Annotated in this window: 20 protein-coding genes and 2 pseudogenes; 8 read left to right on the top strand and 14 right to left on the bottom strand. The window is 58.0% G+C overall.

Annotation, left to right across the window (positions count from 1 at the left end; translation table 11 throughout):
* Window positions 1-108 precede the first annotated feature (108 nt).
* Window positions 109-1,329: a tyrosine-type recombinase/integrase gene (locus BDK88_RS18565; RefSeq protein WP_130501644.1), complete on the top strand. Its 1,221-nt coding sequence runs from the start codon at window positions 109-111 to the stop codon at window positions 1,327-1,329.
* A gap of 61 nt (window positions 1,330-1,390) precedes the next feature.
* Here the strand turns inward: BDK88_RS18565 and BDK88_RS18560 are convergent.
* Window positions 1,391-1,606 (bottom strand): annotated as a pseudogene (locus BDK88_RS18560) (transposase); the annotation flags it as partial.
* Between BDK88_RS18560 and BDK88_RS18555 the strand changes: the two are divergent.
* A complete protein-coding gene (locus BDK88_RS18555; RefSeq protein WP_338143225.1) occupies window positions 1,547-1,900 on the top strand; it encodes an HAD family hydrolase in 354 nt (117 codons plus the stop codon). The pseudogene BDK88_RS18560 and the gene BDK88_RS18555 sit on opposite strands and share 60 nt — an antisense overlap.
* A gap of 37 nt (window positions 1,901-1,937) precedes the next feature.
* The gene (locus BDK88_RS18550; protein WP_130501643.1) at window positions 1,938-3,491 is read left to right on the top strand and encodes a cryptochrome/photolyase family protein; all 1,554 of its coding nucleotides are present in this window, start codon (window positions 1,938-1,940) and stop codon (window positions 3,489-3,491) included.
* A 2-nt stretch (window positions 3,492-3,493) separates the two neighbouring features.
* Here BDK88_RS18550 and BDK88_RS18545 read toward each other — a convergent pair whose 3' ends face one another.
* The 8 genes and pseudogenes from BDK88_RS18545 to BDK88_RS18510 form a co-directional block, all read right to left on the bottom strand.
* On the bottom strand, window positions 3,494-4,003 hold the full coding sequence (locus BDK88_RS18545; RefSeq protein ID WP_165397002.1) for a hypothetical protein: 510 nt from the start codon (window positions 4,001-4,003) through the stop codon (window positions 3,494-3,496).
* An 88-nt stretch (window positions 4,004-4,091) separates the two neighbouring features.
* Window positions 4,092-5,516 (bottom strand): DASH family cryptochrome, encoded by a 1,425-nt coding sequence (locus BDK88_RS18540; protein WP_130501642.1) that lies wholly within the window; start codon window positions 5,514-5,516, stop codon window positions 4,092-4,094.
* Window positions 5,517-5,885: 369 nt separating this feature from the next.
* Window positions 5,886-5,987 (bottom strand): annotated as a pseudogene (locus BDK88_RS21910) (MarR family transcriptional regulator); the annotation flags it as partial.
* A 57-nt stretch (window positions 5,988-6,044) separates the two neighbouring features.
* Entirely contained in the window at window positions 6,045-8,279 is a 2,235-nt protein-coding gene (locus tag BDK88_RS18530) for an APC family permease (RefSeq protein ID WP_130501641.1), read from the bottom strand.
* Between the two features lie 548 nt (window positions 8,280-8,827).
* Window positions 8,828-10,348, bottom strand: a complete 1,521-nt coding sequence (locus tag BDK88_RS18525; protein ID WP_130501640.1) for an RAD55 family ATPase — start codon at window positions 10,346-10,348, stop codon at window positions 8,828-8,830.
* Window positions 10,349-10,468: 120 nt separating this feature from the next.
* Entirely contained in the window at window positions 10,469-11,830 is a 1,362-nt protein-coding gene (locus BDK88_RS18520; RefSeq protein WP_130501639.1) for a hypothetical protein, read from the bottom strand.
* Window positions 11,827-13,890, bottom strand: coding sequence for a type II secretion system F family protein (locus BDK88_RS18515; RefSeq protein WP_242611717.1), 2,064 nt, complete (start codon window positions 13,888-13,890; stop codon window positions 11,827-11,829). The genes BDK88_RS18520 and BDK88_RS18515 overlap by 4 nt, the downstream gene beginning before the upstream one ends.
* A gap of 2 nt (window positions 13,891-13,892) precedes the next feature.
* Window positions 13,893-15,650, bottom strand: coding sequence for a type II/IV secretion system ATPase subunit (locus tag BDK88_RS18510; RefSeq protein ID WP_242611716.1), 1,758 nt, complete (start codon window positions 15,648-15,650; stop codon window positions 13,893-13,895).
* 179 nt (window positions 15,651-15,829) lie between these two features.
* Between BDK88_RS18510 and BDK88_RS18505 the strand changes: the two genes are divergently transcribed.
* On the top strand, window positions 15,830-16,288 hold the full coding sequence (locus BDK88_RS18505) for a pyridoxamine 5'-phosphate oxidase family protein (RefSeq protein ID WP_242611715.1): 459 nt from the start codon (window positions 15,830-15,832) through the stop codon (window positions 16,286-16,288).
* A gap of 635 nt (window positions 16,289-16,923) precedes the next feature.
* Here the strand turns inward: BDK88_RS18505 and BDK88_RS18500 are convergent.
* Window positions 16,924-17,193, bottom strand: coding sequence for a HalOD1 output domain-containing protein (locus tag BDK88_RS18500; protein ID WP_130501638.1), 270 nt, complete (start codon window positions 17,191-17,193; stop codon window positions 16,924-16,926).
* Window positions 17,194-17,584: 391 nt separating this feature from the next.
* Here BDK88_RS18500 and BDK88_RS22560 point away from each other — a divergent pair, with 391 nt between their 5' ends.
* The 4 genes from BDK88_RS22560 (at window position 17,585) to BDK88_RS18490 (ending at window position 20,765) form a co-directional block, all read left to right on the top strand.
* On the top strand, window positions 17,585-17,755 hold the full coding sequence (locus BDK88_RS22560; RefSeq protein ID WP_449406710.1) for a DUF7475 family protein: 171 nt from the start codon (window positions 17,585-17,587) through the stop codon (window positions 17,753-17,755).
* Window positions 17,756-18,015: 260 nt separating this feature from the next.
* Entirely contained in the window at window positions 18,016-18,144 is a 129-nt protein-coding gene (locus BDK88_RS22155; protein WP_277613489.1) for a hypothetical protein, read from the top strand.
* 31 nt (window positions 18,145-18,175) lie between these two features.
* A complete protein-coding gene (locus tag BDK88_RS18495; protein WP_130501637.1) occupies window positions 18,176-19,444 on the top strand; it encodes a saccharopine dehydrogenase family protein in 1,269 nt (422 codons plus the stop codon).
* Window positions 19,445-20,024: 580 nt separating this feature from the next.
* Window positions 20,025-20,765: a helix-turn-helix domain-containing protein gene (locus tag BDK88_RS18490; RefSeq protein WP_242611714.1), complete on the top strand. Its 741-nt coding sequence runs from the start codon at window positions 20,025-20,027 to the stop codon at window positions 20,763-20,765.
* A gap of 33 nt (window positions 20,766-20,798) precedes the next feature.
* On the opposite strand, the gene BDK88_RS18485 is transcribed toward BDK88_RS18490, so the two are convergent.
* Genes BDK88_RS18485 through BDK88_RS18470 form a run of 4 tightly spaced genes read right to left on the bottom strand, consistent with a single transcriptional unit; the run spans window position 20,799 to window position 24,131 of the window.
* Window positions 20,799-21,554: a CoA-transferase subunit beta gene (locus BDK88_RS18485; RefSeq protein WP_130501636.1), complete on the bottom strand. Its 756-nt coding sequence runs from the start codon at window positions 21,552-21,554 to the stop codon at window positions 20,799-20,801.
* Window positions 21,551-22,573, bottom strand: a complete 1,023-nt coding sequence (locus BDK88_RS18480) for a CoA transferase subunit A (RefSeq protein ID WP_130501635.1) — start codon at window positions 22,571-22,573, stop codon at window positions 21,551-21,553. Before BDK88_RS18480 ends, BDK88_RS18485 begins: the two co-directional genes overlap by 4 nt.
* Complete coding sequence (locus BDK88_RS18475; protein ID WP_130501634.1) at window positions 22,570-22,965, bottom strand: Zn-ribbon domain-containing OB-fold protein; 396 nt, start codon at window positions 22,963-22,965, stop codon at window positions 22,570-22,572. Before BDK88_RS18475 ends, BDK88_RS18480 begins: the two co-directional genes overlap by 4 nt.
* On the bottom strand, window positions 22,962-24,131 hold the full coding sequence (locus tag BDK88_RS18470; RefSeq protein ID WP_130501633.1) for a thiolase domain-containing protein: 1,170 nt from the start codon (window positions 24,129-24,131) through the stop codon (window positions 22,962-22,964). Before BDK88_RS18470 ends, BDK88_RS18475 begins: the two co-directional genes overlap by 4 nt.
* Between the last annotated feature and the right edge of the window lie 59 nt (window positions 24,132-24,190).

Here is a 24,190-nt window from a genome sequence, read left to right as displayed (position 1 = left end):
CATACACGGTAACTTTTAGTGACTATCATAAAAACAGAGACGTACAGAAATGGCAGTCTTAGAATCACCACACCCCCGAGCAAACGGCTTTCTCGAGTGGGTGAGCCGATGAGTAGCGAACGAATCCGCTGGTCGCACAAGTCCCTCGACGAACTCCGCACGTTTTGGAACAACGAAATCGAACCCGACCTCCGACGGGACGGCGTCGATCTCTCCGACCGACCGTCCTATCAGGACTTACTCGAGACGGGCTACGGCGGCCTCCAAGACGCGCTGCGCGAACAACACGACATGACGCTTGCGGAGTTCCTTCGGTCGGCCGGCTACTTCGAGGACGACAGCGAGGGCTATCAGTGGGGTATCGACGACGAAACAGCGATCGACGAGCTCAAGTCGTACATCCGCACACTGTCGCGCCGCCGCAACCTCGCGGACAGCACTATCGAGACGAAACGCTCGCGACTGGCGGCCTACGCGCGCCTCTATCGAGACGTGCATGGCAGCGCTGACCTCACCGATCACCTCGGCGACCTCGCACACCGGGCCGATGAAATCGAACGGGTGCTCGCCGTCTTTGACGAACTCGATCGTGACTTAGACAGCGAGGCGTCGAAACTCCGCTATCTCGGGGACGTCTCGCAGTTCTACGAACACCTCCAGCGCCGTGGGAAAGCCGCGTACAATCCTGCCGAGACCATCGACATGGAATATGGATGGGAACGCTCGGAACCCGACAATCCGGCCCTCTCGAGCGAGCAAGTTCGCCGGCTGTACGATGCCGTCGAGAGCCCCGACGAGGAACTGTTGGTGCTCGCCCTCTGTGGGTGGGGACTACGCCGCAACGAAGTCGCCTCGTTGCACGTCTCCCAGCTCGCACTCGAAGGCGATGACCCGCACATCTATTTCGAGGAACGCAAGAACGGTCCCGGCACGGTTGCGTTGCTCTATGGCCGCGAGACGCTGACCGATCGAATCGACGCGCTTGGCAGCGCCGACCGCGAATGGTCGGGCTACTTGTTCCCCTCGAGCCGGGCCGAAAGCGGCCACGTTGTCGGCGAGACGATACAGGCACGCTTTCAACGGATCGCCGAGCGGGCAGATGTCCAGGTGCGCGGAGAAACGCCGACCTCAAAGATGGGGCGACGGTTCTGGTATACGGCGTATGCAAACGCACAGAAACAGTTGCTCGAGAATCTCGACGCGATCGCGGCCGATCAGGGGAGTTCCGATGCGAGTGTCGTACTGAAAAACTACCTCTCGGAGGCCGAACGGAGACAGTATCGGCGTGAGTACATGCGCGAGCGGCTCGCAGAGGCATTCGGCGAATAATGGGTCCAGACGGCTATGTTGAATCGCCATACGACGGTGGATTTCACTGTTTGACGGCCTGCTAGATGTTATAGACGACACATATCAAGGCGATTTCACGGAACTCGCGATACCAGGTACGCGCTCGCACGGTATAGCCGAGCGAGCGCTTGACAGTTGAGTTGACGGTTTCAGCCATTGACCGCTGAGCGTACCGATCGTCGTCAATGCGGGCGTTGTGTGCGTGATCGTACGGAGCGAAGATTCGGTGTTTGATCAGTGGGCGAATGTCGAGTTCGTTCTTCGAGGGCACGGCCTTTACGGGTACGTCGAGACGGTCCGTGCCAGAGAGCCGACCCGCGAGAGCCTTCGAGAAAAGAAGCCTGAACCAACATATCTCGAGGCTGCTGCGGCCGATCTGGGCTGTTCGAACCCGCTGTACGTCGGCGACAGTGAGAGCGACATTGTCGCCGGCCAGCAGGCAGGCTTTGATACCGTCTTTCTCCGTCGAGATCACAACGCCACTCGTCACCTTGAGATAGAGCCTACCGTCGAGGCCGAGAGCCTGAGCGCCGTTCTGGAATTGTTGTAGGGATGGGAATTATCCCCGACCGATTCGTGTGACCGGTATGCACCAGCCGACAGTCGGGACGGTCCGTGAATATACCCTGGGTGACGACGATGTCCCTTGGGTCCTCGGGACACACCTCACTGAACGCTGTGGGCCGCTTGCTCGAGCGCCCGATGGAAACCGAGTGTTGCTGATCGAGGCACACGGCTTCGCCCGCCGGCTGCCGTACCACCACCACAAGCTCACGCTCGTGTTCGCCGCAATGCGCCGGTTCAGGGATCGCTTGTCCGACGCCGGTTACAACGTGATCTATCTCAAGGCGGAGACGTTCGGCGACGCACTCGAGACGTTCTTCGCGGAGCATCCCGACGCCACGCTCGTGACGATGCGGTCGCCGAGCTACGGCTCCGAGCGGCGATTTCGTGACCTCGTCGCCGACGCCGGTGGCGACCTTCGGGTCTGCGAGAACGAACTGTTTGTCAGCACCCGCGGGGCGTTCGACGAGTGGGCCGACGGCGCAGAGACGTTCACGCACGAACAGTTCTACCGATGGATGCGCCGGGAGTCCGGCGTGCTGATGGACGGCGAGGAGCCGGTCGGCGGCGAGTGGAACTTCGACGACCAAAATCGTGAATTCCCGCCCGAAGAGTGGGAGGCACCACCCGCCCCCTCCCCGGAGCCCGACGTAGTAGTCGAGGAGACCGCTGCCTGGGTCGAGTCGACGTTCGACACCTGGGGCAGTACCGAGGGGGTTCGTTGGCCGGTAACTCGCGAGGGAGCCCGCGACCACCTCGAGCACTTCCTCGAGCATCGGCTTCCCGCGTTCGGTCCCTACCAAGATGCGATGCGAACCGACGACTGGGCAATGGCCCACTCGCTTTTGAGCGCGGTGCTCAACATCGGCCTGTTACACCCACTCGAAGTGATTGAGGCGGTCGAAACGGCCTACCACGACCGGGATACGGTCTCGCTTCCGTCCGCGGAGGGCTGTATCAGGCAGCTTCTGGGCTGGCGCGAGTTCGTCCGTCACGTGTATCGACAGACGATGCCGGAACTGGCGAGTGCCAACCAGCTCGAGGCGACGGCTTCGCTGCCGGACTTTTACTGGACGGGCGAGACGGGGATGAACTGTCTCGCCGAGACGATCGGCGACGTCTACGATCGGGGATACGCCCACCACATTCAGCGGCTGATGGTCCTGGCGAACTTCGCGACGCTGTGGGGCGTCGAGCCTCGGGAACTCAACGAGTGGTTTCACGCGACCTACGTCGACGCCTATCACTGGGTGACGACCCCGAACGTCGTCGAGATGGGCCAGTACGCCCATGGTGTCTTCGCGACGAAGCCGTACGTCTCGTCGGCGAATTACGTCGATCGGATGTCCGACTACTGCGCCGACTGCCGCTACGACAGCGACGAGACGACCGGCGAAGGTGCGTGTCCGTTCAACGCCCTCTACTGGGACTTTTTGGCCCGAAACGAAGCGAAACTCCGCGACAATCACCGGATGAGACTGATGTACTCACACGTCGATGCCAAACGCGAGGCCGGCGACCTCGAGGCGATCCGCGAGCACGTCGTCGATCTGCGGGCCAACGTCGACGACGTGTAGTCTCAGTAGCGGATCGCCGCATCGAAAATTCCTGCCGTCTGGCCAAGTCCGACGAGCACGAGCCCACCGACCGCGGCCGTCCGGGTGCCCCAGGTTGGGCTGACGGCGTAGAGGGCCGCGCCGAGCAGACAGCCCGCGGTCCCGACCGCGTAGATCCAGCCCCCTTTGGTGACCCGACGCCCGGTATCGACGAAGCCGACTGCCGGTAGAAGCATCCAGCCGAAGAGAGCGACGGCCGTAAGCGCCGGATTCGTCGGCTCGAGCCAGAGGCCGACGACACCACAGAGCGTGACGACCGAGCCGACGGTGATGAGCAGCCACCACGTGCGTAGGACGCCCTCGCGCATGTCGGCGTAGCCGGTCGCCGCGAAGCCGACCAGAAGGACGGCCATCACGACGTGAGCGATGAACAGCGTGTGCTCGGTTACGACCTCGAGGTGGGCGGCCGTCACGAATGTCCAGGCCAACGGGACCAGGATCGGCGGGCCGAGCTCTCGAGCGCGTCTGAACATGCCGGAGCATACTGTGTGCTGACACAAATGCGTACACGGTGGTAGCTCCCGCCGAGTGTCTCGAGACCCTATCCTCCGAGCAGCGATGTCAGCTATCCAGTTCTTCGTAGCGTGCCTCGATGTCGATCATCGGCCGCGGGTAGTCGACGCCGAGTTCGACGCCGTAGGTGGCCTGTTGCTCGTCGCTCAGTCGCCAGGGCCGGTGGACGAACGCCGAGGGAAGTCCCTCGAGTTCGGGACGCCAAGTCGTCACGTACTCGCCGTCGGCGTCGTAGTATTCGGCCTGTGAGAGGACATCGAAGTAATTGTCGCGGGAGTCGTTTCCCACGCCGGCCTGGTAGGCCCAGTTCCCCCAGTTTGAAGCGACGTCGTAGTCAACGAGTCGTTCCTCGAAGTATGCTGCTCCCCAGCGCCAGTCGATACCAAGTGCGTCGGCAAGAAACGAGGCGACGTTCTGGCGGCCACGATTGGACATGTATCCCGTCCGGTTTAGCTCGCGCATGTTCGCATCGACGAACGGAATCCCCGTCTCGCCGTTCGCCCACCGCTCGAACGTCTCCCGGTCGTGCTCCCACGCTTTTTCGATGTCCCGGATTCCGTTGGGATGGAAAAACTGTGCGCCGTATTTACAAAACTGGAACTGGAAGAAGTCACGCCACAGTAACTCGAAGACGAGCCAGTAGGTGTCCTCGTTCGAGACTCGTTCGGCCTCGTAGCGACGGACCTCGTCATAGATCCACCGTGGCGAGAGACACCCTGCCGCCAGCCACGGCGAGAACTTCGAGGAGTAGTCTGCCCCCAGCATCCCGTTTCGGGTCTCTTTGTACTCTCTGAGGTGATCTCCTTCCCAGAAATACGCCTCGAGGCGGCGCTTGCCGGCTGATTCGCCTCCCTCGAAGGCCAGCACTGTACGTTCGTCCTCGGGCGGCGTCTCGAGTCCGAGGTCCGACAGCGTCGGTACACCGCCGGCGGGCAAGGCTGGCGTGGAAATCGATTTCGGTGGTTCGACGGGCTCTCGAATCGAACACTCGCGTTCAATCTCTTTGCGCCACGGCGTGAACGTATCTCCCATCCGCTCGTATGACGTCGGGAGATCAGAGACGTGATACAGCGTATGCGTCCACCGGTGCTCGAAGGCGATCTCGTCGGGAAGTGCCGCTCGAACACTGTCTTCCACCTTGCGTTCCTCCGTCGCCGGTTTCGTTTGTGCGTACACGGCATCGGCGTCGACGCGACCCGCGATGTCGGGAACGACTGTCTCCGGACGGCCCTGCCTGACGAACAGCTCGCCCCCTCGTTCTCGGAGCGCCGCCCGTAACTCGAGCAGTGACTCGCGGCGGAATCTGGCGCGGTGAGTGCCGAGCTTTTCGGTCCCGTCGCGTGTCTCGCCGCGCTCGTGCGGATCGACGACGTAGACCGGCACGATTTCGTCTGCCGTGGTGACCGCATCGGCGAGCGTCGGATTGTCCGTGACTCGGAGATCGTCTCGAAACCAGACGACGGCGGTGTCCATGGTTTCTGGACGGAGAGCGATAGCAAGTATCTGTGGACAAACAGTGATACCGGATTCACCCAGCTACCAGCGTGTCATAGAATACGACTTACACCCTCTACCTGACGATTATACAGCTCTCAATTCGTGTATGATCCTGTAGTTTCGCCAGTCATTGACTTTGTTTAATACATATGGCGTGAATAATATCTGTTGAGAACCATTGTATGACACGCTCTCTAAGAGTAACCAGAAAACACATCTAATCATATCTATTTTGATGGATATGATCACACGACGAGAGCTGCTATTTTCTGTTGGAGGCGGTCTCATCGGTGGTGCTAGTGTATATACTGGCACATCCCTGCTATCGACTGGATACGAATCTATTGGGTGTGGTTTCTGCGGTGCGTGCTCGCGCCACGCCTCCTTGTCCTCGGTACTGAGTTGGTCGTTGAACAGTTCGGTCGCCCGCTCGTAGCCGCACTGTCCCACGGACTGAAAAGATGTACACAGGCCGACTATACTGTCTCCCCGTGAGATCGTTCTTCAGTCCGGGCGGCTGAGCCAGCGCCAGATTCGTCGGGAGAGGGGAACCTGGACGCCTGGCTCTTTGACCACGAGGACGGAACTCGTCGTCTCGGCGGGGACGAAATCAGTGGTCTGACCGAAAAACTCGCGAATCCGCTCTGGCCGGATGGGTCCACCCATTACCAAGAGATCGGCCGCGTTGGCCCGTTTGACCAAAGCGCGGTCGATGTCGTCGGTTCGAAGTAGTTCCGTCTCCGTAGGACTATCTGTGAGTTTCGCGAGGTCGGTCAAATACTCCCGAGCGGACGTTTCCGCCTCCTCGGCGGCCTCCTCGTCGATTGCCTTGACCAACGTCAGGCGCGCACCCGTGGCGGCAGCGATCGCGTCTGCGAGTTCAATCTCCGCGCGGTCGTAGGGGTTGGTCGCGGCCGCGACGACGATGTCCTCGATGTCGCCGGTCTCCCGGTATTTCAGTACGGCGAGTCTGACCGGGAGCGGCGACCGGAGTATTTCGTCGACATGACTCTCTCGGAAGTGGTGTTTTCTGATTGGGTCGTGCCAATCGATGAGAACGAGTTCCGTTTCCTCGCGGATGGCATCTATGAGAGCAGCGCCCCGATCGTGGGTGTGGATCTGCTCGAAGGTGACGGTGTGCTCGTCCCGATCCAGCGTGTGGGCGCTCTCGATGGGTTCCTTCCAGTCGGCATCAGCGTGAGGTGCAGGCTCCACGATCGGGGTCTGCGGGGGGATTTTCGAGATAGCCAGTACCTCCAGGTCGGCATCGAATTCCTCGGCAAATGCAGTCATTAACGTACAGAGGAGCGGGTTGGTTTCTCCCTCAAAGGTCTCGACCAGTACATGCGACCCAAGGTCCGTGAACTCCCTACTCTTCGATGCTTTCTCTTCGATCGACTGTCGGTACTGGGCTCCGAGAAGCAGGTCCCTGATGTCGTGGTCCGGCTCGACGGGCTCTCCGATCTGTCGCTGGACGGCGTACCACCCGATTCCGAACAGGACGAACACGACCGCCGCGACCTGCGAGAGTCGCCCCATAAACGGAAGCAGGAGCAACGCGGTGACGGCACCGGCAAGCGGCAACCACGGTGAAAACGGGACTCGGTACGCCGGTTCGTACCACTCCGGTTGGGCGCTCCGGAGCAAGACGACGGTGAGGTTCAGAAGCGCGAACACAAGAATGCCGAACGTGCCCCCGATTTTCGCTAGGCCTTCGACGTCGCCGCGGAACGCCAACACCAGCGTGATCATTACGCACCCGGTTAGCCAGACGGCCCACGTCGGCGTCTCGAAGCGGGACGAACGCTGTCGAAGTTTCGGTGTTACAAGCCCATCACGCGACATCGCGAAGGGGAACCGCGAGGCGGACAACACGGCCGCATTGGCAGTCGACACGGTCGCGAAGATGCCCGCGATCGCGACGACCGCGCCACCGAGAGCACCGAGAAACAGTCTCCCAGCGTCGGCGACCGGCGCCGTACTCTCGGCGATGTCGTCGAGCGGCATGACCCCCGTGATGATGAGCATAATTGCGACGTACAGGAACGTGACGAAGACCACGGCGCTAAACAACGCCCGCGGGAGCGTCGTTCCGGGATCTTTGACCTCCTCGGCGACCGCGGTCGCCTTCACCACCCCCAGATAGGAGATGAACACGAGTCCAGTCGTGGCGACCACCCCTCCAACGCCGCCGGCTGTGAACGGCTGCCACAGCGTGGGATCGGCCGCAAACAAGCCCTTGCCGACGAAAATTCCAAGGATGACGACCAGTCCGCCGACGATGAGATTCTGGAGCCAACTGCTCTTTTCGGCTCCAACCCAGTTTAGGACCGTCAACAGGAACCCGCCAACGACTGCTACGCTGAGAATCGGGACGGCCGAGAACTCGGTGACGTACCAGCCGAGTCCGACCAGAGCAAACGAGCCCTTGAAGACGAGCGAAAGCCACGTACCGAAACCGACGACGGTGCCGATGAGTGGCCCCATCGCTCGGCTCGTGAAGTAGTAGGAACCGCCAGACACGGGCATCGCCGTCGCGAGTTCGACTGCACACATCGTCGCCACGAGCGCGATCAGGCCGGCTAGACTAAACGAGAGCGCCGCAGCAGATCCCGCACCTTCCGCTGCCGGCCCCGGAAGGACGAAAATCCCCGCTCCGAGCATCGTCCCTGTCGTGAGAGTGAATACCGCAACCATACCGAGTTCGCGGCTGAGATCAGAATCCGTTCCCTCGGACATGTGTTCTGTGAAGAGATACCCTGATACTACTTAAAAACGGAGGCTTCATTCCAGCTCAGCCGTGAGAGCGTCATATAATTCAACTCATAGCTTGAGTTTCTCACTTTCTGGATCGTCTTCTCGCTCGTAATTGATGATTGCAATCACGATCCGGAGACACAGCGCAAGTATCTCTTGTCTATGGGACGTAGCCACTCGAGGAACCCGGTTCTGTTGGAGTAGACTCCTACTGAACTGTAACAGAGAGCCCCACTTCATCCTGGTTGACTTCTCATATCGGTCTCTGACACTTCGATAGGAGAAAGTATAGGCTATCTAACTAGCTGGTGGTGTGTCAGACGGACACACTCTCGTCACAATACGGGTTATTCCGGAACCCACTCGAGTGTCACTTCCGCGAATAGGTTCAATAAAAAAGTGATAGAATACTACTCTGTGTCTGACCTCGAACGTGATTTCGACGACGACTAACCCTCTTATCTATAGATAATCTCACCAGCAGCGACATGAATTCGGCTCGGCGTCTACTGTGAAGGGCGAAGCGGATATCACGTAACGACTCGAACGTAGGGGGGTTTGTCTAGATACTCGATCAGTCGTACTGCACCAGTGTCGCCGGTTGGGCTCTTGTGAAGTTGCACATACTGGAGGCCAGTATCGTTCATCCACGTCTCGAGAAGTTGAGAGGCGAGATCGACGTGGAACGCAGCGAGGTCGTCTTGTAGCAGTGCCGGATTGTGAATGTCGATAATGGCGTCGGTTGCGGTTACGACGGATGATTGGAGCCACGAACGAACCTGCCGTGTCGTCTCTTCGCCAAGCATGTGGCGCAACGTGTTTGTATCGAGTGACAGCACGACTCCTTGACTACGGGACCGATCGTGTATCGTCGTCATCGCGCTCTTGATACCGCTTTCGTCTTCGGCGGATTTGAAAATGTTCTGATGGTCATCCCAGACGCCGTGGTGGTCGAAAACGAAGAGACGATCGTCATCGAGAAGGTCATCCATCGGCGTTCCGAGCCGTTCGAAAACAGACTGGAGAAACAATGGTTGTGAGTTGATCCGTGGCAAGAGAGCGATGGACCTCTCTTCTTTAAGTATATTTGATAATATAACGTAGAGGATACCACCGACCTCTGCTTTTCCATCGTGTTGAACGACCGTACTCTCACCAGAGAGGATTCCACCACCAAGTAGCGTATCAAGTCCATCAATGCCCGTCGGTACGTGGTTCGTCACGCGAAGCGTCGAACTAAATGTCCGGTTCTCCGGAAGAATACGAATCCCTTCATCGTCGAACATGAGTTCGAACGTTCGGTCATCGTACGCCACACCACGCATTTTCAGAATCTCGAGTAATCGTCTGTCCGTTCCGCGGAGTCGGTTTCGCTGGAGCCGTATCACGCCATGCAGATTATACTGTGTGAGCTCGTCGACCGAAAATTGGCCCGTTTGCATACCGTTGGTGTTCGGCCGTGATGATTCTGCAGTAAACAGCGCTGTTGCGTCGTGATGATCGTTTATCAACTGGATTAGGTCCAGCAGGAACCGTCGATACGTCTGCTCGTTTTCGCTGACGGAACGGAGTCCGGAAATGCTATCCACGACGACACGGTCGCCCGAGATATTACAGCGGAAAAACTCCCGAAGGTTCGCGGGTGTAAAATCGATGTAGTGGTCATCAATCTCGTCGGCCCCCTCTAGGGTCCGAAGGAGATGACGATCGACGTCGTCATCGGTCCGATCCGCTCCATACGTTTCGACGATTGTTCCCTGATCGTATTGGTCGGTCCCACTGCCGGGACGTGCATGCAACGAGAGGACAGTGAATAACTCGTCTGTCAGGTCGAACGAAAACGGCTCGAACGTGTCACGCAATTCATCCGGCGTCTGTTCAGTACTGATGTACGTACAGTGCTCGTCGTTCTCGAGACCAGCCTGCAAGAAGTTCATTGCCAGCGTCGATTTTCCAGCCCCCGGTGGCCCAGTCACAAGGACTGTTCTGTTCTCTTGGAATCCTCCGTCGAGGATCTCGTCTAATTTCTCGATCCCCGTCGAAACAGCCATATCAACGCTATGAATCGAACGCTAATAATGACGAGGGTCTTGAATGCCACCTTCGCCGATACGCGCGCAGTCTCTCATTGAGTCGAGAAAATGAAACGCGACACGGCGGTGTGTGCCGACTTACGAGAAGCTTGGCTCGAAAGTAAATGGTCGACCTCGATCCCAACTCGATTCTCCCCTGTTGCCGGGTTCTTCCCCGTCGTCCAATTCTTCCTCGCCATCGCTATCGGTCGGCGGACCCGCATGTTCCGGTGGGCCTTGATCATCGTCCGGTCCTTCCTCGTTGCCCGACTCTCCCCAGACTTGTAGTTCAAACCCCACTTTCTCTTTGTCATTTTGTCCTTTGTCATCGCCACCGAACTCGGCTACAACAGTTACGTTCTGAACCTTGGAGATATCATCTGGTGCCTCGTAGATGAACGTCATCCGACCATCAGTACCCGACGCCTGTTCAACCGGACTGACAATACCCTGCCCCGAAGAGACCTTGGCCTCAACCGAAACACCACTGACTGGATTATCGAACTTGTCCCTGACCTCCGTGATGAGTCGCTGCCTTCCGCCTGCCGGCACACTCACATTAGAGCCTTCGACATCGGTGAGATAAATCCCGTTCCGTGTGACCGAATCGTCATCAACCCATACCTGAGCGAGTTGCATCTCGTATGTCTCACTGGCCTGTAACGTTATTGTGAGTTTGTCACATGGATTAGGTGGAGCAGTTTCGCATGTGTAATCCGTCACGTATCCACCGTTTTTCGTGAGTTCTGACTTGAGGAGGTCATCCCACTGTTCTTTGGTGAGTTCAGTCGGGACAGTGAGCTTGGGCGGGTCGTCAGCGCGACCGGAGACGAGAACGGATCTCGTTTCGGGACTCGAGGGCCGGATCTTGAGGAGCGTTCGATCGACGCCGGTATGGCTGACCTCTCCTCTGAGGGTAGTCAGCGTTATTGTCCGCCCGTCGATAAGTTGGTGGCCGTCCGTGACGAGTGTCGTCTCCCCGATGCGGTTATAGACGGTCCCCAGCTCGTAGACCGTCTGTGGTGCGTCGTGATACTCGTTATACTCAGGGGTGTAGATGAGCGGCTGCGTCTCGATACGGTTCGGCGAGCCGTCCCAGTAGTCGCCGGTCTCACCCTGTGCGACCGCATTCTCTATGGTCACGTTTTCCGGCTCACCCGTTCGAACCGTTCCGGTCGCTGGCGGTGGGTTCAACAGGAACAGACGCGACTGATATCGAACACCAGGGGTCAGTGCGATCGACTGACTTGTTCCGGTCGCCACCGATCTGTCGATCCCCGCGGCGACATCTCGCATCTCCCCCTGGACGCGCTGGTTGTGATTGAATTCCGCCTCACTGACCAGCGCTGGAACCGCGTTCAACTGTAACAGCGCCAGCATCGTCATGAGAATCGCGAGGAGTAAGATCGCACCGATGAGCGGTGAAACGGCACGCTCGTCACCGACACTGTCTCGGTTCATAGGGCGAGAAACACCCCCGTCACGAGCACCGAAAGCGCGATCGCATATTTGAGGCCACTGAGAAGGTTGTTCTCGGCCAGCTTACCACCGATTAACCCAGCCACGATACTTTGGATGAGTGCGGAGTGAAAAAAGATCGTTCGGAACACGTCGACATCGATCGAAATCGTCGCCGGGCCCGCCTCCATGGCATCCGGACTCGAGGATGCGGCCGCTGCCATCGGATCGAGAAAGCTCACACTCAATACGACGATGATGAACAGATAGACGAGCGAGCCGATAAAGACGATCGCCAGATACGGTCCGACCTCGTTTCGTCGAGCAGCGTTCATGCGAGCGTGGATCTGTAACTCCTCGGCGGCGATCTCGAGAATTTCGTGGAGATCGCTACTGATTCGATTGCCTTTCGCGATGATCGTCAACGTTGGTGCGACTTGTGGAATTGGGAGGCGGCCTGCGAGTCGACGAAACGCCTTCGAAGGGTCGTGATTCCAGACGATATCGTTTCGCACCGTCGTTAGCTCGTCGCTCAACGGGCCCGTACCCGCCTTCGAGACCAAGTTGAACGCGTCAGTGAGCGTCACACCCATTCGGTTCGCGTTTGCAAGTGTCTCCAGAATATCCGGAAACTGATCGACGATCTTTCGTTCCTGCCGTCGGTTCCGTTCGTACAGCACCGATACCGGAACGCTGGTGACGAGCCCCGGTAGGATAACCAGCCAGAGCGTTGTCATGACCGGTTCGGCGACGATGGCGGTGGCGGCTGGTCGAACGCGGCCACTGAGTACCGCACCGGCGGCAAGCACGACGCCTAACGGAACGGTGATCGTAAACCCGAACGCCGGCCGCCGTTTCACGTATTCGATACCGTTCGTGAGGCGTTCGCGGAGTCTCGTCCGGAGCTGACTCTGTTGGTATGCTCGATACCGCTCAGAGTCTGCGAGTGTCTCGTCGACCGACGACGTGCCGTCACCGATATGTCCTATCCCCTGTCTCTGCTCGTCAGCTGTCGTCGATGCAGTGAGGCGAGGTGCGTGGGCAAACAGATCGACAAACAGGAAAAACCCGACCGCACTCAGCGGCAACACGATGTAGATCACGACGGCGATCTCGAGGGCGCTGACGCCGCCTAACAGGCCAAGCACGAGTAGCGTAATGATCAAAAATAGTGGGCCAGCGACGAACCCGGCGATGAACACCTCGCTGATCAGTCCGAGTCGGTCGACGAACGTCTCCTGTTTCTGCATGGCGGTTTCAGTCTGTTCGTCGATCGCTTCGCCGAGGAATCTGCTCACATCCCCACCCGACTCGAGGACGCCGAGGAGATTCGTCAGAAACTGCTGAAGCGTCTCGCTCGGTGTTCGATCGCGCGTGTTTTCGATCGCCGTATGCAAATCGTTCCCGAAGAGTTCCATCTCACGAGCGATCAGATCGAACTCGTCAGCGACTTCACCGTAGACAGCTTTCTCATCGGCCAGCGCATGGATTGACGTGATAATATCGACGCCACCACCAGACATGGCGTAGAGAAACGTAATTGCGGATGGCAGTCCCAACTCAATCTCGCTGCGACGGGTACTGACGAGTCGACGTGGCCGGTAGTGGACGACCCATCCCCACGTCACACCGCCACAGACGATCGCAATGCTCGAGATCGAGAGCACGGCCCACATGACCGTCTCCATCGGCGTCGATCCCGTGACAGCAGGGACACGGTCGAAACGTCCAGCAATGACAGCTACTGCTGTGAGGACAACGAAAGCGAAAACGGCACCACCACCTGCTGCTTGCAGACTCCTGATGGCGCTTTCGGCGAGATACTTGTCGACGGTCGTCCGTACGTGGGCTTGCTCAAGACGATGTTGTAGCGCACGGTATCGCTTCGTCCGCCCCTTAAAGTATGACCGGATGCGTCCATACTCGTCGGCGAGGCCGTCTCGCAACTGGTCGTCCGGGCTTCGATCCGTCGGCTGTCGGGTCGCATCGTCTGCGTCAACACCCACGCTTGGCTGTACGTGGGATGCTGGCTGGTCCGCCTCCTCGAGCGGAGTCTTATCCACGGCTAGTCACCCGACTCGGCAAGGACAGACGCAAGCTCATCGTCACGGACGAGATCGACGACTGTGTCTGGCTGACGAGCGAACATCGTCGTCGTCTTGACGACCTCGTCGTAGCCGCTGATTCCGTTCGTGTGAAGATACTCGAGGATCTCACGTCGCCGCTTGAGTTCGGTTTCGGCCTGTCCTGTCGTCCAACCACGTTCCTCACGGACGTCGTCGATCGTCTGTGAGGTCTGTGCCCGATTGAAACTGTCCGTCGCAGGGTCGCGATCGAAGACTGTTCGCGCCTGAAGCATGTCTTGGCCCTCGTCTCGGGGAATGATCTCGACGACCTCGCTGTTTCGACGGACGTTCTTGCCATCGACGCGCACCTGTTTCTGTATCGAAACCAGATCGAGTTCGGCGATCATCTGTCTCGGAACCGTCAGTGGTTCGTTTTGCAGTCTGCTCAATAGCCCTCGCACGGAGTTCGCGTGAAACGTCGTATAGGCCGTGTGACCGGTCGAAATCGCTTGAAAGAACGTCGAGGCGACGCGTGGATCAGCTCGGATTTCGCCGACAAGCAAGTATTCAGGTCGCTGTCGCAGACTTGCTTCCAGCAAGTTGTACATCGAGACTTCGCCCCGTCCTTGGTCGCCTGTGGCTTCACGGGAGACGCTTTGAACCCAATTGTCGTGTGGCAACGAGAGCTCCGGTGTATCTTCGATGGAGACGATCTTGCTCTGGGGTGGGATAAAAAAGGACATCGAGTTCATGCTCGTCGTCTTTCCAGACCCTGTCGCTCCAGCGAACAACAGCGAGCGATTGTTCTGCACTGCAAACCAGAAAAACGCCATCTGTTCGATACTGAACGTACCAGAGTCGATGAGATCGATGGGCGTAAACGGGGTATCGGTAAAGTTTCGAATCGTAAAATTTGACCCGCGCGTCGTCACGTCACCACCCAGCGTCGCTTGCATCCGGGATCCATCCGGAAGACTGGCGTCAACGAGCGGATTCGAGACGGAGAGATGTTTGCCCGCTCGCTGGGCGAGTCGCATTACGTACGAATCGAGTTGCCCCGCATCGAGCCGACAGTTCGTCGGGATGTTTCCGTACTCACCGTGATAGACGTGTATCGGGACCTCCTCGCCGCTGCAGGAAATGTCTTCGACCATCGGCGAACGCATGAGTGGATCGATCCGCCCATACCCGATGAAATCCCGGCGCAAATAATAGAGGATCTTGTGTAACGACGTACTGGAGACGGAAGCTGCATACTCCTTGACGATCCGCTTTGCCTCGCTATCGAAGACCGCACGCGACGGTTGCTCACCGGTCCCGTCCGCATACATTAACTCGGATCGAAACGTCTGCTCGAGGTCGTCGCGAACGTATGCTTCGAACTGATCGAGCGCTGGCTCGACGACCCAGAGACGCGGCTCGTCGGTCGCGTCATCCGAGACGGTCGCCAGATATGCATACGGTCGATTAACCCACGACCAGTCGCGTTGGTGGTGTGTCTCGAGATAGTCGAACTCGAAAAACGTCTCGTCGAGTTCCGGTTCGCGGACGGGATCGAAGGGGTCGTCCGGAAAGAGTGGACTCGTGTATGCGCGTGCCTCCGACAGCACGTCGTCTCTGAGACTGGCTAACTCTTGGCCATCCACGTCGGCGGACGCATCCGCCAGACGATCTGGAGACTCCGGCGACAGATCGTCTTCCGCCTTCCTCCCTGCTGTCTCGCGATTATAGCTGAATTCGGACCCCTTGTCAGACATAGTGGTTCAGATGTGTATGCGCAGCCGAGACAGACGCCAAAACACAATTTCGAGTTGAATAGTGCTGGCTTCTAACTCGAAGGCCTAAAACTTTGTTCTGGGGGTCGCTAAGTCGGAACCACGCACTCTCCCGGCTACTATCCCATGTATTTATTCTCCGCGACTGATATCCACGTGGTGTGTCTGAACAGATCGGGTATTCGATGTCGACTGCAGAAACGGTCCGCTTTCTCGAGCAGCAGGGACATGGCACGCTCAGTCTCGCAGCGGACAATCGTGCGTATGGCATTCCGATTTCGTATGGGTACGACGAAGACTACGATCGACTCGTAATGGAGTTCGTCTCGACTGAAACGAGCAAGCGAAAACGGTTTGCCGAGTCGACCGACGAGGTAACGCTCACGACGTATGAATTTCGAGATCAGACGACGTGGGCGAGCGTCGTCGTAACTGGGACGTTGCACAACGTTCCGCCGGAAAAAGTCTCGAGTCAGGCTGCAGCGCTGTTTTTCCACCGTGCTGATGACGCCGCAGGTGATGACCGCTGGCGGAATGACATGTTCGACAAGGAGTGGTACGAAATCGATATCGAGACGATATCTGGTCGCCAGGGTGAACAGATTCCGTCTAAGGAATGAGACACGTGATCAGTGTCGCCAGAGCGAAAATCATCAGTAAATTGCTTGTCTGTGATCGGCACCTGATCGTTAGGGACGACTGGGAGAGAGTGATTGGGACCGTGACTCGACAGCGAGCAGGTAGCTGCCGAATGGTTGCCGACGTATCCGCCGGGTCTGAGTCGATCGAAGGGATCTGGAATCAGACAAAGTACGGTGAGTTAAACAATTTCACGACCGATAAGCTGAAGACGCTGAACTCACGTGTTGAATGGCCAATAGCTGCAAAGCAGGATCAAACAGAGTTCTTACAGGATTTCGTCAGCGTTGCTGGACTGGAACGACTCTGGTTTCATTAGCAATAAACGCTACAAGCTAACGGTCAATGAATGACACCCTATTTAACAGAATCCAATGAACTATTGTGTAATATTGTGATGACTCAGAAAGACTGATATGGCTGTGATCCAAACAGTGACTTGGGCGTGAGGATAGGCGGTGGGGGATAGCACTCACGCTCAGTCAGAGGCACATCTTAGACACACGGACCGTGTCGAATACTCGTCTCCACACGAGTCATCTGGGGCAAACAGTATGACCCAGAACGGTGGCTCCATCGTACCCTGCCTCGAGAAGTGATTTCTCGTTCGAGTGTGTTACTCAACGAGCTCTGGCCCCTCTTTGACCGCGATTGCTGGATCGGCTCCGAATTCCACAATAACGGTATAGCCATTGTATTGGAACTCGATTCGGCCAGATTGAGCCGTCCCGTTCTGGCGTCCTGACGCAAAGAGATCGTCGAGCGCATCTGGATCGACCGCATCATACAATGGAGGAAGTTCCAGTGGATCCGTGTGCTCTTTTTCAGCAACACAATTAACTATATACAAAGAAATCCTATCTTCTCCCTCAATATCTCTCTCCATAGTGGCAGATAACCTCTTCAGGTACTAATATATGACGCCAAACATACTAATTTCTGTGCTCTCATATAGGACTTATTTTGGCCATAGTTGGATCAATAGTATTTCGAGAGTGGCGTTGTGAGCTATATTTAAGCAGCACAGCTCCTGACGTGGTACCTCACGACGTTATCGGGGTCGGCTATTCGGAATTCTGGCAGACAGATATCGAGCTCGAATATAGAGACTCTATCAAGAAGAGTATTGTCGGTGATGGAAATGGAGTGTAATGCCTCCGTGAACATGGGTGCCGAACGCCGTGAGCGAGTAGAGAGGAATAGCCAAATCAGTTGAGCACTTTTAATCACAATCCAAAACGGTTAAAAATTGTAAATTTTTACTGGTATTGGGTGTCATGGGAGCTATGGCGACCCAATCAACTGCGACCGGGCAAGACAACTCACTGATCAACCTCCCATCGAACCCAATCGGCTATCTCGTGATACTTGCGGCAGTAATAATAGGTGTAATTCACCTCTTACTCGGATCACAAGTGTTCAGCTTCGCATGGAATCAGCTTATCTGAACACTACCAACGCAAGACAGCACACCGTTACGGCAATCGGACCATGGCCGTAACGCGCAAACCTCTCGAGAACTTTGCCGTACATGCTATTCAGACGTTGTTCACGGCATTTCTAATCGGATTTGTGAATCTGTTACGGCAAAAACCAACTAGTATAGAACGGGGGGTCCCCGTTGGGACAAAGGGTTGGATCAAGAATGCGAGCAGAGCGCATTTTGTCTGGGCTCGAGACAGGTGAGAGCCATGCAAGGTGAGTGTAGATGACCGGGGACAGTGAGGTCGGTGAGCAGGTAACTATTCCGGAGGCGCTCCATGAGCGCGACCAGTGGGTCTGCTGGAAGGAAGAACCTCGAGATGGGCGACGACACTGGCCGCCACCCAACAGTTGAGTCCATGGAACGCTAATTGCAACCGATACCCGTGTCGAACACTGACCGGCAGCACGATCTCGTCGTCTGGGGGGCAACCGGCGTCGCTGGCCGCCTTGTCGCCGAGTATCTCACGGAGCAGTACACACCAGACCAGCTCTCGCTCGCACTCGGCGGTCGCAGCGAGAGTCGACTCCACAAATTGGAAACAGCACTCAGAGACCGGCGTTCTGCGTGGGATGAAATCCCGATCGTTCTCGGCGACGCAACCGAGCCTGAAAGTCTTCACGCCATCGCCGAAGACACGCGTGTCGTTTGTACGACGGTCGGCCCGTACACGAAGTATGGGACACCACTCGTTGAGGCATGCATCGACGCTGAGACGGATTACTGTGATCTGACTGGTGAGGTGAACTGGGTGCGGGAGATGATCGACCGATACCACGACGATGCAGTCGAGGCAGGCACTCGAATCGTCCACAGCTGTGGATTCGACTCGATCCCCACCGATCTCGGTACGAAACTCGTTCAATCGTTCGCTATCGATGAGTTCGGGACTCCGTGTGATATGGCACAAATCTACCTGGAGGACAGTCGCGGTAGCGTGAGCGGTGGCACGATGGCCAGTGCAATTGAAATGTTTCGGGCTGCGTCGACCGATCCGCTGGCCCGGCAGACGCTTCGGAACCCGTACTCGTTGGCACCGAAAGGAGAGCGCGACGGTGTCGATCCGGGCGCACAGTCCGTACCGAAAAAGGACCCACTGAGATCGGTGTGGACGGCTCCGTCGCCGATGGCGATGGTGAACGAACGAGTCGTTCGACGCAGCAACGCGCTGCTGGGGTATCCGTGGGGGCGTGAGTTCGAGTGCACAGAAGTGCTTCCCATGGGCGGGGGGCTCGGCGGCCTGGCACGTGCAAACGCTGTCTGGGCGGGGATCACGGTCGCCACTGCTGGGATGGCGTTCGGACCCACACGAGAAGGATTACGTCGATTCGTGTTCCCAGATCCGGGCGAGGGGCCGACGAGAGAGCAGATCGAAAACGGGTATTTCACCGTCCGTGTACTCGGCCGTGGGACCGCCACTGACGGCCCGTTCGTCGTGGAGAGTCAGATTAGCGCCGATCGAGATCCGGGGTACGGCGCGACCGCGAGGATGCTCAGCGAAGCTGCGATGTGTCTGGTGCGCGACCAGACCGACTCACCGCTCGAGGGTGGAATTCTCACGCCAGCGTCAGGTATCGGTGATCCACTTGCTGACAGACTTCGGCAGGCGGGACTGGATGTGAAGGTGGACGTGTGGGATCGTCCGCCCGCGTAACAGGAGTTGCTCACCAGAAGCTAGGCCAACACCGGCTGTCAAGCGATCTCGCTCCGAGACGGGGACCCGCTACTTATGACGTTCGCCGAGCCCGTTCACGGTCAACAGTGCGTCCCGGACCATCGCGGGCTCGACTGGGAGCGGCTCGTTGTGGATCGTCTATTTCAAACTGCTCCGGCGGTAAGCCGGTTTCAGACGAACCCTCGTTAGTGAGAGTGATCAGTACAGACGATCTCGGAGGTACTGGTCAAGGCCGTCGGTGTCGTCAAACTGATCGAGCGTGTCAAGGATCCGTTCAATCTCCTGTTGATCCTTGAGGGAGAAATGCTCTTCTTAGGCGATTCGCCCGAGGCTGACGAGCAAATTGGCCGTATCGATCTTCCGTGCTGTTTCGGGAGAAGGAACGATCAATATTCTAGTTCCTATTTTTACTTTGGAAACGCGCTCAGATAATTAAGCATGGTATTATTAAATACCATATACTCATTACCCACAATTCTTCGAAGGGCTTGTAAACGAGTGTCTCTTGCAATGAGGGTTTAGAAAACGCTATACGGATGGATCACAAGAGTTCTGGGAAATGAATGCGTTAAAGCTTGACATGGTCCAGTACGACTGCCCGTACATCAGGACCACTCGAGAACACGATGTCGCCTTTCACACCCAACACTGGGAGTTCAACCAGGCGAAGCGGACCCTCGAGACACGGCTGCTCGCGATCGGGGAGACCCCGGAAGAGTTACACGGTGCACTCGAGACACTCAACGGCTACGAGATGCTTCAGGGGTACGAGCTCCTCTCTCGCAAACAGAACACGGCGCTCATTCGTTCGCGAATCGGCGAAACTGACGCCATGCAGACGATCCGTGAGAACGATGGCTATGTGACAGGCCCGTTCGTGATTCGAAACGGAAGTGAGATCTGGAACGTCGGCTTCGATAGAGAGCGGTCGGCAGACGACGCCCTTTCAGAACTCGACGCCTCGAACGAGTTCACGGTCAGGGGTGACGACTCGATCCACATCGACGACTTCTTCGACATTCTTCAGAACGTCGAATCCCTTGGTGCGATGCTTCGAGCGCTCCAGAACCTCACCGACAGGGAGCGCGAGACCCTCGAGGCCGCAGTCGAGAAGGGGTACTTTTCGACGCCGCGGGGAGCGACCCTCGACGACGTTGCCGAGGAGTTCGACATCTCGAAGATGGGAGCCTCGAAGAACCTTCGGCGGAGCCAACGAAAGGTTCTCCGCCGCGTTGTTCGCGTCATGAACGACGTCGAAGCGCAGATGGAGTTACAGGACGAAGTGTCGAGTGACCGGTAAGAGTCAGGAACTCTTCGCCACTCCGAGGTATGTTCAGCGAATTATGCCTCGTGGATCGATCTCTTCGCGGAGAAGTCGTAACTGTTCTGCGGTTGGCTCCGGACTCCGATCGTACGTCCCAACATGAATCCGAAAGCCGCTTTCCTCGTTTACCGTTGCCTCCTCGACGCCTGGGTGTAGGAACTCGAGTGTCAGCTCGCAGTTGTCGTCGAAGCCGTAGACGCCATACTGGGTGATCACGTGAGTCGGTCCGGTTTTGGCAGGGAGACCAGCGTCTTTGCGTGCACCCGGGCCGTCGAGGTAGCCCGGTGTCGTAAGGAAGTCGAGTTCCTCGACGAAACTCGTCTCGTCTTGATGCATTGTAACGATGGTCTCATGAGCGAGCGAGCCAATATCGTTTGCGCCGCCGCTTCCCGGGAACCGGACAGTCGGACGCTCCCAGTCGCCGATTACTGTCGAGTTCAAATTGCCGTAACGGTCGATCTGTGCGGCTCCGAGGAAACCGACGTCGACGAAGCCGGCGCTCATATAGGACATCACGTCATGCATTCCGGCAGCTTTCACGCCCCGGTGGAAGGTCCGCTCGTCGCCGACCGAGATCGGGAGTTCGGGTGCTTCGGGACCGATGCCGCCGGCCTCATAGATCATCGTCGCGTCGGGCGCATGCGTTCGCTGAGCGAGCATCGCCGCAAGCATCGGCATCCCAGTGCCGACGATGATCGTGCTCTCGTCTTCGATAAGGCTCGACGCGACGGTCGTCAGCAGTTCCGTCGAGGTGTACTCGCTCATGCCCGTTCACCTCCTTCGGGGCCGCCCGTGTCCGGGCGCTCGTAGTTCTCGATCGCCTCGAGATCGGCGAGTCGCTCCTCGCCGCCGACGGCCTCGAGGTACTCTGCAAAGTCCTCAGTCCCGGTAATGTATTGCTCGAGGTATTCTTCGAGACCCTCTTCAGTCGCTGTGAGGTCCATCCACTCCTCAAGGTGGTCTTCATCGAAGTAGTACTGGTACGGCATCTCACCGGGGTGGCTCCCGTAAGGCGCTTCGATGACCGCATCGACGAGGAAGTAAGGGATCTCGACGTCTTTCGGCCGTGCCCTGAGTTCGTCGTTGTCGACGATCTCTTCGGCGGTGACGATTAGCCGCTTCGCAGCTCCTGCAAGTTCCGGGTCTTCGACGCTGATGCCGTCAATGACTGCATTACCGTACTTGTCGGCTTTCGAGACGTGGATACAGGCGACGTCGGGATAACAGGCGGGAATCAGCGTGATCGGCTCGCGGGTCCACGGATCCTCGACGATCTTCGCTGCACTCTTCTCGAAGGTCTCCGTCCCCGCGAGGATTCGGGCGGGGACGAAGGGGACACCCATTTTCGCGGCGAGAAACCGCCACTGGAGGGTCGCATTGCTCGCTTCGGCGACGACGTCGACGTCGCCCTCTTCGACTCGCCGGCGGCTTGCAGGGGCGAGACCACGGGTTTCGTGGGCGAAACAGTAGGCGGCCTCGACTTTCGAGACCGCACCCGCCGCGATCAGCAAATCGGCGTCGAAGACTGTGGTTTTTCCAGAGAGCGTTAGATCCGCGATATCCTGCCTGACGATCTCGTGGAGGATTGGCGTCGAGATCCGGACGTGGCCGAAGCCACCGCTGGCGAGGAGATCGCTGTCGTCGACGAACCGCTCGACTGCCTCGCTCGCGGTCATCCGTTTGTCCTCGAACGCACGCGAGCGCTTTTCCCGGTTCCACTTTCTGACGTCGTCGGGGTGTTCCCAGCCGACAAGTTCGCCATTCCCCTCATCGATAACGTTCATCGATCACTCACCTCGCCTGCGGGACGGAACCCGACGAACCGCTTGCCACTCGTCTCTGCCTCGAGCACTGTCGCCTCGACCGTGAGACCGGTCTCGACGGCTTCGGGATCGGTTCCGGTGACCTGTCCCGTCAGTGTCACGGGACCGAATTCGACGATCGCAATCGCATAGGGAGCAGCATCCTCAAAATCAGGGTGAGGGACACGGATGACAGTCTTCGATTCGACCGTCCCAGTTTCAGGAAGGGTCTCACGCTCGAGTTCGTCGGTTTCCTCTGTCACGGCTGGTGGGACGGTCGCTCGACGATCGCCACGGAAGTAGTAGCCGTCGTCGACCTCGAGGGCGTCAAGCCAGGCATCGTAGTCGGTTCCACGGGTTATTTCGTCGCTCATTTGGCCACCTCCAGTACGTGGACCGCGGCAGTTGCTACCGTTCCACCTGCATTGTGGGTCACACCGACTTCCGCATCAGGGACTGCATCGGCGTTTGGATGAGTTCCCTCGAGTAGTGTGGTCAATTCGACGAGCTGACCGACACCTGTCGCACCAACGGGATGGCCTTTCGCTTTCAGTCCCCCTGAAAGATTGACTGGGAGCGTTCCATCGCGGGACGTCTCTCCGTCTCGAGCTGCAGCGATCGCTTCACCGGGCTCGTAGAAGCCAAGCGCCTCGAGGGCGAGCACCTCGGCGATGGTAAAACAGTCGTGAACTTCGGCAACATCAACGTCGGCAGCGGTCACCTCTGCCCGGTCGTAGGCAGCTTGAGCGGCCGATTCAGCTGCCCTCGTCCGCGTCAACTCACCACGTTCCTGCAGCGCCAGCGTCTCGGTCCCCCGGCCCGATCCCGTGATCGCGACCGTGGGCTCGAGATCGTGCTCGGTAGCGTACTCTCTTGAGACGAGGACGGCTGCAGCGGCCCCGTCGGTGATCGGACAGGCATCGAGTACGCCGAGCGGATCCGCGATCGGTGGAGCCTCGAGGACGTCCGCAACGTCGATTTCGCTCTGGAACTGGGCTTTCGGGTTGGTCGTCGCGTTCGCGTGGTTTTTGACAGCGATGTGGGCGAGATCTTCGCGTGACCCGCCGAAACGCTCCATGTATGCATCCGCGAGCAACGCGTACGCCCCTGGGAAGGTCAGACCGGGACGCCCCTCGTGAAGTTCGTCTGCGGCCCGGGCAAGTGCTGCGGTTGTCTCTGCGGTCTCGAGGGGTGTCATCCGCTCGAGCCCACCGACGAGGATGACATCAACTTCGCCACTTGTGATTGCCCGTACACCATCTGCGACGGCGTAACCGCCGGAGGCACACGCGTTCTCGACACGTGTCGCCTCAAGATCGGTCGTTCCGACCGCGGAAGCCATCAATGGGGCTTGGTGGCTCTGTCTCTCAGCTGTCTCTCCCATGTAGTTGCCGTAGTAGAGGGCATCGACGTCCGAACGTGGGACGGCGCTTTTCTCGAGCGCGCTCGAGCTCGCCTCGGCGAATAGTTCCCGGCCGGTTCGTCCGGTATGGTCGCCGAAGTCGGTCGCACCGACACCTGCTATCAGTATCTCTGCCATTACTGGAGAAAGGGTCTCTATCGGCGAAAACCGGCGGGTTGATATGTATACCACCTCCT

It is taken from the genome of Natrinema hispanicum, assembly GCF_004217335.1.
GTDB lineage: Archaea > Halobacteriota > Halobacteria > Halobacteriales > Natrialbaceae > Natrinema > Natrinema hispanicum.
This window is presented reverse-complemented; position numbering and strand designations above follow the sequence as displayed.